Source organism: Gardnerella sp. KA00243 (assembly GCF_049244105.1).
In the GTDB taxonomy this organism is placed as follows: domain Bacteria; phylum Actinomycetota; class Actinomycetes; order Actinomycetales; family Bifidobacteriaceae; genus Bifidobacterium; species Bifidobacterium leopoldii.
The window spans coordinates 367,905-382,618 of record NZ_CP058375.1; the positions used below are offsets into that span (position 1 = coordinate 367,905).

General features: G+C 39.9%; 10 protein-coding genes and 1 other RNA gene. 7 read left to right on the top strand and 4 right to left on the bottom strand.

Annotated features, from left to right (window positions below; all coding sequences use genetic code 11):
* The first annotated feature begins 40 nt into the window (after positions 1 to 40).
* Entirely contained in the window at positions 41 to 1,834 is a 1,794-nt protein-coding gene (gene recN / locus HXT50_RS01445) for a DNA repair protein RecN (protein WP_410297349.1), read from the top strand.
* On the top strand, positions 1,818 to 2,498 hold the full coding sequence (locus HXT50_RS01450; RefSeq protein ID WP_421776929.1) for an HAD family hydrolase: 681 nt from the start codon (positions 1,818 to 1,820) through the stop codon (positions 2,496 to 2,498). The genes recN and HXT50_RS01450 overlap by 17 nt, the downstream gene beginning before the upstream one ends.
* 20 nt (positions 2,499 to 2,518) lie before the next feature.
* Here HXT50_RS01450 and rnpB read toward each other — a convergent pair.
* Positions 2,519 to 2,892: RNase P RNA component class A (rnpB, locus tag HXT50_RS01455), an RNA gene on the bottom strand.
* 211 nt (positions 2,893 to 3,103) lie between these two features.
* On the opposite strand from rnpB, the gene hpf reads away from it, so the two are divergent.
* Positions 3,104 to 3,775, top strand: a complete 672-nt coding sequence (hpf, locus tag HXT50_RS01460; protein WP_421776930.1) for a ribosome hibernation-promoting factor, HPF/YfiA family — start codon at positions 3,104 to 3,106, stop codon at positions 3,773 to 3,775.
* 188 nt (positions 3,776 to 3,963) lie between these two features.
* On the top strand, positions 3,964 to 6,759 hold the full coding sequence (gene secA / locus HXT50_RS01465) for a preprotein translocase subunit SecA (RefSeq protein ID WP_004106800.1): 2,796 nt from the start codon (positions 3,964 to 3,966) through the stop codon (positions 6,757 to 6,759).
* Between the two features lie 84 nt (positions 6,760 to 6,843).
* Here secA and HXT50_RS01470 read toward each other — a convergent pair whose 3' ends face one another.
* Positions 6,844 to 7,512 carry a hypothetical protein gene (locus tag HXT50_RS01470; RefSeq protein ID WP_421776931.1) on the bottom strand — a complete coding sequence of 223 codons (669 nt, stop codon included), beginning with the start codon at positions 7,510 to 7,512 and terminating at the stop codon, positions 6,844 to 6,846.
* A 75-nt stretch (positions 7,513 to 7,587) separates the two neighbouring features.
* Here HXT50_RS01470 and HXT50_RS01475 point away from each other — a divergent pair, with 75 nt between their 5' ends.
* Entirely contained in the window at positions 7,588 to 8,295 is a 708-nt protein-coding gene (locus tag HXT50_RS01475; protein WP_032835394.1) for a lysophospholipid acyltransferase family protein, read from the top strand.
* A 125-nt stretch (positions 8,296 to 8,420) separates the two neighbouring features.
* On the opposite strand, the gene HXT50_RS01480 is transcribed toward HXT50_RS01475, so the two are convergent.
* Together HXT50_RS01480 and HXT50_RS01485 are read right to left on the bottom strand one after the other, a co-directional pair.
* Positions 8,421 to 10,811: a protein kinase domain-containing protein gene (locus tag HXT50_RS01480; RefSeq protein WP_421776932.1), complete on the bottom strand. Its 2,391-nt coding sequence runs from the start codon at positions 10,809 to 10,811 to the stop codon at positions 8,421 to 8,423.
* A gap of 97 nt (positions 10,812 to 10,908) precedes the next feature.
* On the bottom strand, positions 10,909 to 12,015 hold the full coding sequence (locus HXT50_RS01485) for a polyprenyl synthetase family protein (protein ID WP_421776933.1): 1,107 nt from the start codon (positions 12,013 to 12,015) through the stop codon (positions 10,909 to 10,911).
* 207 nt (positions 12,016 to 12,222) lie between these two features.
* On the opposite strand from HXT50_RS01485, the gene HXT50_RS01490 reads away from it, so the two are divergent.
* Together HXT50_RS01490 and HXT50_RS01495 are read left to right on the top strand one after the other, a co-directional pair.
* Entirely contained in the window at positions 12,223 to 13,089 is an 867-nt protein-coding gene (locus HXT50_RS01490; RefSeq protein WP_174164009.1) for a hypothetical protein, read from the top strand.
* Positions 13,090 to 13,219: 130 nt separating this feature from the next.
* Positions 13,220 to 14,689 (top strand): RNA polymerase sigma factor, encoded by a 1,470-nt coding sequence (locus HXT50_RS01495; protein ID WP_004106787.1) that lies wholly within the window; start codon positions 13,220 to 13,222, stop codon positions 14,687 to 14,689.
* The last annotated feature ends 25 nt before the right edge of the window (positions 14,690 to 14,714 follow it).

The window sequence follows — 14,714 nt, forward strand, 5'->3', positions numbered from 1 at the left end:
AAATAATATTAAATATAGCATTTATAAAACGAGGTACAGCGTGCTTGAAGAGTTAGAAATACGTAATCTTGGGCCAATTTCACATGCGCTTATTACTCCTTCGTCTCACATGACAGCTATTACGGGCGAAACAGGTGCCGGAAAGTCAATGCTTTTAAGTGCTATCAAGCTTATTTCTGGATCCAAAGCAGAAGTTGCAAGGATTTCTCCAAATGCTAAAGAAGCGTGGGTCCAAGGCATATTTAGTATTCCTAAAACAAGTGAATTAGTAGATGCTGTTGGCAAATCCGGTATTGAATTAGAGCCTTCAGAAAATGACGAAAATAAATCAGATATGTATGTTTCTAGAACAGTACCACAAGAAGGTCGTTCAAGAGCAACAATTTCTGGTTTCGCAGTACCAAAAACAGTTCTTGAACAAGTATGTTCTCGATTGATAGTGATTCATGGACAAAGTGACCAATTACGCATAGCAACAAATTCAAAACAACGCGAATTGCTTGATACTGTATCTAAAAATAGTGAATTACTTAAGCAATACGCATGTGCGTATCAAGCGTGGAAAGATGCTAAAGAAACATGTAACCGACTAGAAAATCAAGCGTCTTCTTCACGGCAACGTGCAGATTACCTTAGAGAATCATTAGCGCGAATACGAGATGTGAATCCTCTCCCTAATGAAGATAAGGAATTGCGCGCAAAAAGAGAAAGAATTGAGAATTCTGCTCAAATTGTCAAAGCAGTGAGCATTGCGCTCGCATCCCTTGATTCCAGTCAAATAGATTGTGGTGCTTCAGAATCATCTGAAGATGCTTGTTTCCTTGTAGATAAAGCTTCTCAAGCATTACGAAATATTCGTGTAGATGATTCTTTCAATTCTATTGCAAATCAACTTGACGATATTCATGCTCAACTTGACGATATCGTAATGCAGCTTGCTCAACAGTTGGATATTGATGTAAGTGAAAAAGATTTAGATGATTTAAATTCTCGTATTCATGATCTTACTGATTTAACTCGTAGGTGGGGGCCGACATTAGATGATGTACTTGATTGGTCTGAAAAAGCTCAGTTTGAACTTGAAGATTTAGATGATTCTCCTGAAGCTATTGCCAAAGCGCGTGCTAAATGTGCTCAACGATATGATGATGCTCTTAAACTTGCTGAAGAATTATATAAAACTCGTTTAAATGCAGCTCATGATTTTGGCACTTTAGTTAGTGAAGAATTAAACTCTTTGGCTATGCCAGGTGCTCAATTAATTATCAGTGTAAATAAGCGTTGCGAAGATTTATCTGGTTCTATTCCGCTTGATACTAACGGATGTGATGATGTAGAGTTTTTGTTCCGACCATTTCCTGCTTCTTCAGATTTGCCGATGAGCAAAAGTGCTTCTGGTGGTGAATTAAGTAGGCTTATGCTTGCAATTGAGCTTGTTATTGCGAAGTTGACAGATTGCGACGAAGAAAATATGACATTTATTTTCGACGAAGTAGATTCTGGTGTTGGTGGTGTTGCGGCAGTAGAGCTAGGTAAACGTTTGGCTCAACTTTCTAAACATGCTCAAGTTATTGTTGTTACTCATTTAGCTCAGGTTGCTTCTTTTGCAGATGTACAATTTGCAGTACAAAAAAATCTTGTTGAAAATGGCGATAATAGCGAGAATAGCTCTTTTGCTAAAGTTGCAAATACTTCTGTTATTGAGCTTAATGATTTGATGCGTGAACAAGAGATTGCTAGGATGCTTGATGGAAGTGAATCAAAAACTTCACTAGAACATGCTCGTGAACTATTGAATGCAAGTAGGAAGATCATTGATGGATTTACAAAATAATTCGTCTATTGTTGCAGCGATTTTTGATTTTGACGGCACATTACTTGATTCTTTAAGCGTTTGGGATGATATTGATCGAGTAAGTTTTGCGAAACGTGGTATGAGCGTTCCCTCAATCTTTGCTAGTACAACTGCAACAATGAATCCTAGACAAATTGCAGAATATGTTATTAAAAATTACGGATTTACTGATGCTCCTGAAGCTTTGATGAAGGAGTGGTCAGATATGGCTTTTGACGCTTATGCTAATCATCTTCCGCTAAGAAAAGGCGCGTATGAATATGTGCATTATTTGCATTCTAATGGTGTAAAGCTTTTTCTTGTTACAACTCTTTCTAAACGCTTGTGTATTCCAGCTTTAAAAAGAGTTGGTATTTTTGATTGTTTTGATTTTCTTCATTTTGGAGAAGATTTATCTGAAAAAGGTAAGCATAGTCCTAAAACTTATATCGATATTGCTAATCAGCTTAAAGCAGATCCAGCTGAATGCATAGTTTTTGAAGATTCTGCTACAGCTTTATGTTCAGCTCAGCAAGCTGGTATGCAAACATGCGGGGTAGTTGATAATTCAAACGTAAAAATTGATTTAGATTCGTCGTTTAATAAGTGTTTAGCAGTATTTTCTGATTTTTCTTTCGCTCCAAAAATCAGCGATATAAGTTGAAAATATGCTATTTGGTTGAGTTGATGAGGTTTCACATACCCCGGGTTTTGTCGCATGCACAAGTGCATGCGGATGGCCATCCATCTCGATTTGACGTTACCGCCAAACTCTAGCAGTCTACCCGAAGACTTGAGCGAGCAGCTCTAAAGCGTCTTCTGCTTGACCTTGCTCCCAATGAGGCTTGCCATGCGGCTTACTGTTACCAGAAGCCCGGTGGTCTCTTACACCGCCGTTTCACCCTTACCCGAACGAAACGTTCAGGCGGTCTATTCTCTGTTGCGCTATCTCTCAGGTCGCCCTGGGCGGACGTTATCCGCCATTGTGCTCTGTGGAGCCCGGAAGTTCCTCAGTCACTCCGAATGAACATTGTGACCGCGGCCATCGTGAAACCTCAACCTTCCTAATTATAGCAGATAATATTAATATCGTAAAAAATTCGTTATTTTATAAGAAATTCCGTAATAAACGTTAATTTTTTTATTTTAATTTAATAAATTGCTAGGTTTGTATGGATTTAGCAGATATAATAGAAGAACCGACGGCATCGTGGCAGTCGGGTTGTACAAATCGAGCTTAAGGTTCGAGTCTATATGGGGAGGTTTCGCATGGAAATCGTCATTACTGGTCGTCATACGCAGGTTAATCAAAGGTTCCGTGACGTTGTAGAAAGTAAGATGAATCGTGTGACCGCCATTGCGCCTGATGCGCAGCGCGTGCAAATCGTGTTGACTCATGAAGGCAATCCAAGGCAGGCTGACACAGCAAAGCGAGTTGAAATCACTGTTGTTGCAGGAAGCACTGTGATTCGCGCAGAAGCTTCTAGCACTGATCAATTTAGCGCATTAGATATGGCGCTTGATAAGTTGACGCTTCGTTTGCGTCGTACTCGCGATCGTCGTAAGGATCATCGCCGTGGATATACGGAAATGACTCCTGTAGATATGGGTGCTGTAGAGCCTGAGATTGAAACTACCGTTGAAGAGCCAGAAGAAAATGAGGTTAATAGCGCAGATGCTGCTGTTGCTTCCGATTTAGGTCCTGGTGAATCTGTGGAAGTAAGTGTTGGCGACACTCCTATTGTGATTCGTCGTAAGCTACATATTGCAGAGCCTATGAGCATAGATGAGGCTTTGTATGAGATGGAGCTTATTGGACATGATTTCTTCCTGTTTGTAAACAAAGAAACTATGAGACCATCTGTAGTATATCGCAGACATGGTTGGAGCTATGGCGTGTTTGAAATTGATACACCTGAAAATGTTGCTAAGCAAAAGTAATGGTTAAAAACATGTCTAAAGTGCGCGAATAAGTGCGCGTGCCCGTCTAGCACAATGTTGGGCGGGCATTTTTATGTAGAAATCAGACTCGCTAACTTACAAAAATCGTAGCCGTCGCGTAATATAGGCACAGTTTACGTCTATGTTGGCTAGGCCGTCGTCATAGACATGACCTAAGGGAGCAAAACGTGGTAGATATCGTCGATAAAGCCTTGCGTATGGGTGAAGGCCGTCAATTGAAGCGCCTTGAGAACGTAGCCAAGGCTGTGAATGCGTTGGAAGATGAAATTTCCGCGCTTTCCGATGAAGAATTGAAGGGTCAAACTGCTAAATTCAAGCAGCGTTTAGACAATGGTGCAAAGCTTGATGATTTGATGCCTGAAGCCTTCGCTACTGTGCGAGAGGTTTCAAAGCGTACGCTTGGCCAGCGTCATTTCGATGTGCAGCTTATGGGTGGTGCTGCATTGCATTGGGGCAATATTGCAGAAATGAAAACTGGTGAAGGTAAAACGTTGGTCGCTACTTTGCCAAGCTATCTGAATGCTTTGGAAGGCAAAGGCGTGCACGTTGTCACAGTCAACGATTACCTTGCTAGCTATCAAAGCGAACTTATGGGTCGTATTTATAGATTCCTTGGCATGAGCGTTGGCTGCATTATTACCGACCAGCAGCCACCTGAGCGTCGTAAGCAATACAATGCTGATATTACTTACGGTACAAATAATGAGTTTGGCTTCGATTACTTGCGCGATAATATGGCGTGGGAAAAGAGCGAACTTGTGCAGCGCGGTCATCACTATGCAATTGTCGATGAGGTCGATTCCATTCTTATCGATGAGGCTCGTACGCCACTTATTATTTCAGGTCCTGCTGAAGGTGATGTAACTCATTGGTATCGTGAATTTGCAAAGCTTGTTTTGAAGCTTACTCGCGATGTTGATTACGAGATTGACGAAAAGAAAAAAACCGCAGGTATTCTTGATCCTGGCATTGCAAAAATTGAGGATTACTTGGGCATCGATAACCTTTATGAGCCAAGCAATACAGCTCTTATTGGTTATTTGAATAACGCTTTGAAAGCTAAGGAGCTTTTCCTTCTAGATCGTGACTATGTTGTCACCAATGGCGAAGTTTTGATTGTCGATGAGCATACTGGTCGTGTTCTTCCAGGTCGTCGTTATAGCGAGGGCTTGCATCAAGCAATTGAAGCTAAAGAAAATGTGGAAGTTAAGGCAGAAAATCAGACTTTTGCTACTATTACTTTGCAAAACTATTTCCGCATGTACGACAAGCTTGCTGGTATGACTGGTACTGCTGAGACTGAAGCTGCAGAGTTCATGGGAACTTACAAGCTTGGTGTTCTTCCAATTCCTTCCAATCGTCCAGTAATTCGTAAAGATAAGGACGATTTGATCTTCCGCACAAAGAAAGAAAAGCTTACTGCTATCGTGCGCGATGTTGCTGAACGCCATGCTAAAGGACAGCCTGTGTTGCTTGGTACAGCTTCTGTTGAATCTTCTGAGATTCTTTCTTCACTCCTTGACGTTGCTCGCATTCCTCACCAGGTTTTGAATGCTAAGCAGAATGCTAAGGAAGCTGCTGTTGTTGCTGTTGCTGGTCGTAAGGGTGCTGTAACTGTTGCTACTAACATGGCAGGTCGTGGTACTGATATTATGCTTGGTGGCAATGTTGAATTCTTGGCTGATGCAAAGTTGAAGGCTGATGGTTATTCTCCAGACGATACTCCTGAAGAATATGAGAAGCGTTGGCCAGGCGTTTTAGCTGAAGTTAAAGAGCAAGTTAAAGACGAGCATGAAGAAGTTAAGAAGCTTGGTGGCTTGTATGTTCTTGGCACTGAGCGTCACGAATCTCGTCGTATTGATAACCAGCTTCGAGGTCGATCTGGTCGTCAGGGCGATCCTGGCGAATCTCGCTTCTACTTGAGCTTGGAAGATGATTTGATGCGTCTGTTCAACACTCAGCTTGTTGCTCGTGTTATGGCTAAGGGATTGCCAGAAGGCGAACCAATTGAGTCTAAGTACGTTTCTAACGGTGTACGCACCGCACAGAAGACTGTTGAAGCTCGTAACTTTGAAATGCGTAAGAACGTTTTGAAGTATGACGATGTTATGAATAAGCAGCGTACTGTGATTTATGCAGAGCGTCAGATGGTTCTTAAGGGTGAAGATATTCACGAGGACATCTTGAAGTTCATCAGTGACACCGTAGAAAGCTATGTGCGTGGCGCAATGAACGGTTCTGATAAGCCAAAGAATTGGGATTTGGACGGCTTAAAAGATGCTCTTAACTCTGTAATGCCTGTACTTCTTGATTGGGATCAGGTACGTGAAACTATTATCAATCTCAAGGGCGAAAAAGCTGTTTCTGCTTTGCGTGATTTGATCGTCGACAGTGTAGTAAAGGTTTACTCTCTCGTCGAAGATCGTCTCGGTGCTGATCCACTTCGTCAAATTGAACGTCGCGTTGTTCTTTCTGTTCTCGATCGCAAGTGGCGTGAACATCTTTATGAGATGGATTATTTGAAGGATGGTATTGGTCTGCGTGGTATGGGTCAGCGTGATCCGCTCGTTGAATATCAGCGTGAAGGCTACCAGATGTACAATTCGATGATTGAGGCAATTAAGGAAGAAAGCATTCAGCTTCTATTCCACATTGATGTCAATCAGATTGCTTCTACTGAAGATATTTCTTCTGACGATGAGCTTGATGAAGATGTTGCGCAAGCTTCGTCTGAGGTAGATGCTGAAGATCAAGCTGCTGGTATTGTTGGTCCTGCACCTTTGAGCCATGCTGAAGGCGATGTTCCATTAACCATGCGACCAAAGAATGAAGAATGGAAGACTCCATGGTCTGATGGACGTACATTCCCAGGAACAAATAAGAATGACGAATGCCCATGTGGTTCTGGTCGTAAGTACAAGCTTTGCCATGGTCAAAACGAAGCTGAAAACGAAGCTGAGTGACTTTAAAGCTTACTAAAGTAAAATAAAGAAAAGGCGGTGTGATCAGAATCATGCCGCCTTTTATTATATTCGATTGATTATTAGCTATACTCGAGCACCATCTCCATAATCGCTGTAATCTTCTTTATACGGATCAGGTTTTTTGCGATTCATAAGTAATCCAGCTCCACTAAGTAGCATTAATAAGCCGCATATAATACCAACAATGTTCGCTATAGTAGGAATAAAAGCACTTACAATAACACCGAAGATACCTATAACAAATAGAATCCACAAAACTACATTAACTAAAGATACGTTATAAAATTGTGGATTTGGAGGCACAAAATCATCGCCATAGTCTTCCATAGTCTTATCTAAATCGAGCCAACTTGTGCGGGTATTATCACGAGGACCTTTAGCAGTTATAATCGTGTGAGAATCTTGCATTCTAGTAGGAATAATATAAGATTTATGACTACTTAGATTTTTTAAGTTAAATTTATTTTTTATTACACTTTTTTGATTTTTAGAATTATTGTCGCTTGCTATAGTGTTGAGCTCTTTCTTTTTTTCTTCTTTCTGAGCGTGCTTTTCAAAACTTTTTGCGCTACGTGAATTAGCAATATCGTTCATGTCATCAGAATGTTCTGCAACAAAAGATGACCATTCGTCATCAAAATCTCCGTTGTTTTGTTTTTGATTATTTTTTAACGATTCTGACGTTAACTCGTCATCACGGCGAGGGTCGTTGGTATTCTTAGAAGAAGTCATGAACTATACTGTAGCAAGTCTTCCTGATTCTATGCTTAAAATGTTCGAAATTGGACTTGCAAGAAAGGATATGGTATGTTGTACTGGTTCTTCGTGAAGGGACTTGGGGGTATTGCCCGCATGAGGATTCATCCATCAGCGCAAGGTGTTAAAAATGTTCCTAAAAAGGGTGGAGCTATTATTGCTGCAAATCATCTTGCTGTTATTGATGACGCGCTTCTGCCATTGACTTGTCCTCGTATGATCCACTTTATGGGTAAAGCAGAATATTTTGAAGGCAAAGGTTTAAAGGGTCGTTTTAAGAAGTGGTGGTTTACTTCTGTGGGCGTTTTCCCTGTAGATCGTTCTGGAGGCGCAAAATCTCTTGGCGCTTTGAATCATGCTCGTGAAATATTAGAAAAAGGTCAGCTTTTTGGCATTCATATTGAAGGCACAAGAAGCCCAGACGGTCGTTTATATCGTGGTCATACTGGTGCTGCACGTCTTGCTCTTGAAACAGGTTGCCCGATTATACCTGTTGCAATTATTGGAACTAGAGAATTACAAGTGCATGGTCAAGTTATTCCAGCAAAAGGCAAGACTAAGGCGATTTATGGCGAGCCTATTCAAGTAGAGCGTGTTTGTGACGAAAGCGAGATTACTCACGAGCGTTTACGCGAAATTACAGATAAAGTAACTAAGTCTATTCAGCAAATGAGTGGTCAAGAATACGTTGATGAATATGCTCAAACCGTAAAAGAACGTATGCGTCAAAAACGTGAAGAAAGTAACGAAAATAAGTAAAATATAATGCTGATTCTCATGCTATTAGATTAACATTATTACATATTTAAATTTTATTTATGTTCAAATATGTAAGCGGCGAAAGTTATTGAGCTTCCGCCGCTTACATAATACTTAAGACACGCTTATATTACTGTAAGAGTAATAATAGAAGGATTTCCATTAGAATCCTTCAATGGCACTTCGCTTCCAGCTCCAGGGGATTGGAAGCGCACTACGTGCATTAAATCACCAAGTGGAGCAGAAACACGAACTTTAAGCCCTAGACTTTCAATAATCCTTCTAGCTTCATCACTGCTCTTTCCGCAAACGTTTGGCAATGTAACAGTTTTTGGACCTTTTGAAACAACAACTTTAACGCTATCGCCCCAATGTAAGTCAGAACCAGCTTCAACAGAAGCGCGGATAATCTTACCCTTTGCTACAGTATCGCTATTTTCTTCTTCGTACTTTACATCCAGCTTAGCGTCAGTCAAAGCTAAGTCAGCTTCATTCTTTGTTTTCCCAACTATATCTGGCATTTGTACAGGCTTAGGTCCCTTAGAAAGTAAAATACTTACTTCTTCGTTATGGTTCATGCGTGTGCCAGGTTTAGGGTTAATATCAATTAAGCTGCCAGCTGGTATATCTATAGAATACGTATCTCCTGACTTATCGTGAATAATGTTAGTAAAGCCTGCTTTACGCAATGTTTTCAGAGGATTTTTGCCATTGTAAGTCTTTGGATCTGTAATATCGTCCGGGATTGTAGCCTTACGAATTCCACGCGAAATTACAACATTAAGAGCACTATTATTGTGCTTTTGAATATGGCTTCCGACAACATCAGGATTTGTTGAAACTACTTTTCCTTCTGGCACATCGTCACTATAATCTTTTGAAACTGTGTAAGGAATTCCAGCAACTTTAAGCGTGTGCTCATATCGTTGCCAATTGACATCAGTTATTTTGCAAGATGCATAATTGTTGCATTGAAGGTCGTCAGGCTTAGGTAGCGTCCAATAACTGCCAGGACCTAAGAAATACCAAAAACCACCAATAGCAGCAATTGCTAATACTCCAGCTGTACTTAAACCTGCAATAATGAAGAGACGCTTTTTAGAAGAGCGGTTAGACTTATTTCCTAAGTTCTTTTCTGTATATGACAGGCCCAATGGTTTTGTTGCATTTAAGTTGTTGTTAAAATTGCGAGAGCTAATAGCAATTGTTGGCATATTGCTATCGTCAAATTCTTCTAAAGGATTATCTTGCGAATTGTATGACACATCTTCTGCATTAGTAGCATGCCATTGCATAGCTTGTGTTTTTTGAAGATTATTCGCATCGAAAGCACTGTCGGACTTTGCTAGTGAATTGTCTATTGCTACATTATTGACTTCAGGATTATGTAGATCATTATTTGTGCGTGAATCGAGTTCACCTACAGAATTATCTCTAGGTATTGCAACAGTTTCGTCTGTAGCATTTTGCAATAAAGAGTTGGAATTAGCAGAAAAATTAGAGCCTGAAGTATTTATCGCTCGTGTAGCATCTGAGTCATTATTAGGATTCAATTTGTCCGAATAATTTGCTTCAGGGGGAACACGCAAATTATTAATAGGAGAAAAGTCTGTTTCTTCTGAAAACTCTTGTGGTTCTTCTGCTTTGTATTGCCAATCTTCAGGGTTTAATTGTGTAGAAAGTGCACGTAATTTTGCTAATGCTTCACTTGCATCTTTAGGTCGTTCGTTCATGTCGCGAGCAGTGAGGTTTGCTATGAATTGTGCAACTTTTTCGCTAATTCCAGGGCAAGCTGTAGCAATTGAAGGAGTGTTTTCATGCACATGCTTGAAAACAAGCGTAACAGGATTATCTGCAGTAAAAGGCACTCTTCCTGCAAGCATTTCCCAAGCCATCATGCCCGCTGAATACAAATCACCTTGAGGAGTTGCAAGATTATGCTCAATAAGTTCAGGAGCAAGATAGGCTGCTGTGCCAAGAAGCAATCCTGTAGAAGATAATGTTGCTTGCGAAATTGCTCTAGCTAAACCGAAATCAGTAATCTGAACATGACCTCGATCGTTAATTAAAATATTTTCCGGCTTAATATCTCTATGCACAACTCCAGCATTATGTGCAGAAGCGAGACCATCCAAAGTTTCTGCAAGTAAACGCAGCGTATCTCGCACACTGAATGTGCCTTGCATATTCATTTCATAACGCAAATTAACGCCATGAACATATTCCATCACAAGATAATCAAGCCCATCATATTCGCCCGTATCATAAACTTGCACAATATGTGGATTGGCAATTGCTGCAGCAGAGGTTGCTTCTCTGCGGAATCTAGCAATAAATTGCTGGCGATGCACTCCTTGAGCAAGTTGAGTGTGCATGATTTTAATTGCTACAGGTCTATCAAGGCGTTCATCTTCTGCTTGATACACAGTAGCCATGCCACCCTGAGCTATTTTGCGCACAATGCGATAGCGATTTTCAATGCGCATACCTGGCTGCGCCTGCGTAGCTTCATCCATTGTCACAATCCTTATACGCGTAAAACCATTTTTGCTACTTACGAGTGTACAAGCAAGATAGTAAAGAAGGCTAATTTCGAGCGTTATTTACTAAATATTATTGTACATTACGCCATGCTTCTGGTATAAATCGTTTGCTAATTTCATGCAAAATAGTTTTTCCACTATCGCTCAATGTACTTGATTCGATTGCTTGTTGTGAATCATTCCATAGATTCTCAATTCGCTTTTTTGATTTTTCAATAGCACCAGAAGTATGGTAAATCTGTATTATTTTATTTACATCATCTTCACTTCTAGTACTACTCGTGTAAGCTTTTAATAGTATTTCTCTTTCGTTATCGTTTCCGTATTGCAAAGCATCTGCAAGAAGAACTGCACGCTTACCTTCTCTAATATCACCGCCAATAGGCTTACCTGTAATCTTGCTATCTGAAACAATATCAAGCAAATCATCAGCAATCTGGAAAGCAACGCCTAACGAATTGCCAATAGAATTAGCAAGATTGTATGCTTCAGTTGGTTGCATATTTGCTGCAAGAAAGCCGAGAGCTAATGGAGCAACAGTAGTGTAACTGGCTGTTTTCCATCTAAAAACATTCAAAGATGATTCCGCAAGTTGTATTGGATTATCTAGTTGCATCATTTCTATAGACAAATCCAATACTTGACCAATACCAACATTTCTTTGCATAGACGCAAATGCTGCTAACAATTCCTCGCTATAAGTAAAATTCTTCGCACAATTTCTTGCAATATCGAAACTTTCTGTGGCAAGTAGATCTCCTAGCATTAAACCTAAGCCTGTGCCAATATGCTTATTATTGCAAGCTTTACTTAATGCACAATACGCACTAGGCTTTCCACGTCTCAAATAAGATTCGTCAATAATATCATCATGAATTAATGCAGCTGTTTGAAATACTTCTAGAGCACAAGCTATGTCAAATACAGACTGTTCATGGATTTTTTGAATATTGGTTTCTTTTGATGCAGCGTAAAATGCTGAAATCGTAAGAAGAGCTCTAAGACGTTTTCCGCCTTCGCTTGAAACAATAGCTTGCTTTATTACTTGCTGTAGTGTTTGCGCACATGTGGATGAAAGATTATCTTCTAGTCCCGTATTAAATTGCTGAGAAATTAAAAAAGTAATTCTAGATTCAATATCGTTAAGACTGTAATTGTTACCTATAAATGTGCTCATATTATGAAAGTTATCCACAGGGCTGAACATTACAAAACGCAGTTATTATTATGGTTTAATAAGCTTTTCACCGCGGAAATAGTTTTTTATTGAATGCTGACTTATGTCTTGAGAAACTTCAATATATCAAAAAATGCTATTACATAGTTTGATTATCAAAATAAAAAATCATGTAAAAAATCATGTAAAAAATGAGGGGGAGTATGCATGGAAATTGTAGAGGATGATTTGAAAACAAAGATATCGCATAATTGTATGGATGACTTTGATATGCAAAGTCTTATGCAAATTTATGGTGAAAGCGCTAATTCTTTTAATGGTTGTTTAGATTTTGCAGGTTCAGAAGATTTTGAAAGTTTTGCTGGAAGAGAAATTTCAGATATTAATGGGAATATATATCCTTCCAAAGAGTGCAGCTTTTTTATGACTTTCTCTAAGGAATATATTTACAACAACTGTAGTGATAGTGCGCAATGGATTAAAGGATTAGAATATTGGGTTCCGGCAGTTTCGGAAGCTTTTATAGAAAATGTTGATCGAAATGGCAAACAATACGCTATTAGAGATATTGCAAGTAGAGCACTTATGCGATGGTACAACATGTTTGCTTATGATGAAAAAATTTTTGGATATGATCTAGTAAACCTGCCAATAGCAATGTTGCATAATATTAATGTTCGTGACGCAATGCTTATTTCTATTCTGGATGAAAATCAAGAATGGTATGACGAAAAAACTTTGTCGGAATTTGCTTGGTGTCCTCACACTCCTGAAGTATCTCGTAATTTGCGGCATTGTTTAGAAGCAAAATTCGCTCAAACAAATAATAAGCCTGATATAAAGAGAGCTATTTTCGCGTGCAAAATTTTAAAATCTATGGCTATTATTACTAAAAGCATTCCAAAATTATCTGTGCAAGTTTACGCTTTATTAGCTTATATCAGCTGGTGGTTTAGGCTAGGAGAAGTAAAGTATTATTGTGATTGTGCATTGCGCATTGATCCTGATTGTTCTATGGCAAAAATAGTGTGTGGAGCATTCGAAAATGGTCTTGAGCCAGCATGGATTGAATAATTCGCCACGCCGCAAAAAATTAGTTGGGGAATAATCGTCTTGCTTAAATGGTTTACTACTTAAGGTAAAACTTGCCCTTGCATGAACTATGCCTATATGCGTTACAAGGGGATAATACAGGAGGAACAGTTTGACGAGTGAAGTTGGATCAACGGTCGACAGCGACGAAATGCAAGATGATACTAAGCCTGTAAAAACTCGCAAGGCTAGCGCTGCGCGTAAAACCAGTACTCGAACTTCGTCAGCTGATAGCAAGACACGCAGTTCTCGCTCAAAGAAAACTGAAGACAACAAGATTGATACTGAATCAGTATCGTCTGATGCTAAACATGACGAAACTGAGGATAGCGTAGATATTGAATCTCAAGATCAATTATCTATTGACGATCCTTTAGATGACGATCCACATCTTGATGTTGATGATGAACATTTGAATCTTGATGATTTAGACGATATCCAGCCAGAAGATATATCTGATGTTGACGATTTAAGCGATATTGACGTTGCAGATGATCTTGATGATGAAGAGTCTGAAGATCTTGATGAAATTGATGATCACGACGAAATTAAGCATGATGCTCCGCAAGTGCCACAAGCAAAAGGCGCATTTGTTGTACGAGACGATGACGATGATGATAATCTAACTCCGTCTGGTAATCCTAAGCGTCGTGTAATTGCTACAGGCGCTACTGCAGATCCTGTTAAGGATTATTTAAAGCAGATAGGTCGCGTGAGCTTGCTTAACGCTGAGCAAGAAGTTGATTTGTCAGAGCGTATTGAAGCTGGATTGTATGCTCAGCATTTGCTTGATACTCAAATTGATCAAATGGAGTTTAAGCGTAAGCGTGAGCTTAAGTGGGCTGCAGCAGATGGTAAGAAAGCTAAAGATCATCTTCTTGAAGCAAACTTGCGTCTTGTTGTTTCTCTTGCTAAGCGTTATACGGGTAGAGGCATGCTTTTCCTTGATTTGATTCAGGAAGGTAACCTTGGTTTGATTCGTGCAGTTGAAAAGTTTGACTGGAAGAAGGGCTTTAAGTTCTCAACTTACGCAACTTGGTGGATTCGCCAGGCTATTACTCGTGCTATGGCAGATCAGGCTCGTACTATTCGAGTTCCAGTGCATATGGTTGAAGTTATTAATAAGCTTTCTAGGGTTCAGCGTCAAATGCTTCAAGATTTAGGTCGTGAACCTACACCAGATGAGCTTGCTCGCGAACTAGATATGCCAGTAGAAAAGGTTCAGGAAGTACAAAAGTACGGTCGTGAACCGATTTCTTTGCACACTCCTTTGGGTGAGGATGGCGATTCTGAGTTTGGCGATTTGATTGAAGATACTGACGCAATCGCACCGTCTGATGCTGTTGCATTCTCGCTTCTTCAAGAACAGTTTAGGCAAGTTTTGGAAACTTTGGCCCCTAGAGAGGCTGGAGTTATTAAGATGCGCTATGGCTTGGAAGATGGTCAACCAAAGACTTTAGACGATATTGGTCGCGTTTATGGTGTTACTCGTGAACGTATTCGTCAAATTGAGTCTAAAACAATGTCTAAGCTGCGTCATCCTTCTAGATCGCAAACTTTGCGTGACTTCTTAGATCAGTGATTGTGTGAAGTTATATTACAAAGTG

Excerpts from the sequence above, each read along its gene's own strand:
- HXT50_RS01490 (WP_174164009.1), top strand. The coding sequence starts at position 12,223 with ATGGAAATTGTAGAGGATGATTTGAAAACAAAGATATCGCATAATTGT.
- HXT50_RS01450 (WP_421776929.1), top strand. The coding sequence starts at position 1,818 with ATGGATTTACAAAATAATTCGTCTATTGTTGCAGCGATTTTTGATTTT.
- HXT50_RS01470 (WP_421776931.1), bottom strand. The coding sequence starts at position 7,512 with ATGACTTCTTCTAAGAATACCAACGACCCTCGCCGTGATGACGAGTTA.
- HXT50_RS01480 (WP_421776932.1), bottom strand. The coding sequence starts at position 10,811 with ATGGATGAAGCTACGCAGGCGCAGCCAGGTATGCGCATTGAAAATCGC.
- hpf (WP_421776930.1), top strand. The coding sequence starts at position 3,104 with ATGGAAATCGTCATTACTGGTCGTCATACGCAGGTTAATCAAAGGTTC.
- HXT50_RS01485 (WP_421776933.1), bottom strand. The coding sequence starts at position 12,015 with ATGAGCACATTTATAGGTAACAATTACAGTCTTAACGATATTGAATCT.
- HXT50_RS01475 (WP_032835394.1), top strand. The coding sequence starts at position 7,588 with ATGTTGTACTGGTTCTTCGTGAAGGGACTTGGGGGTATTGCCCGCATG.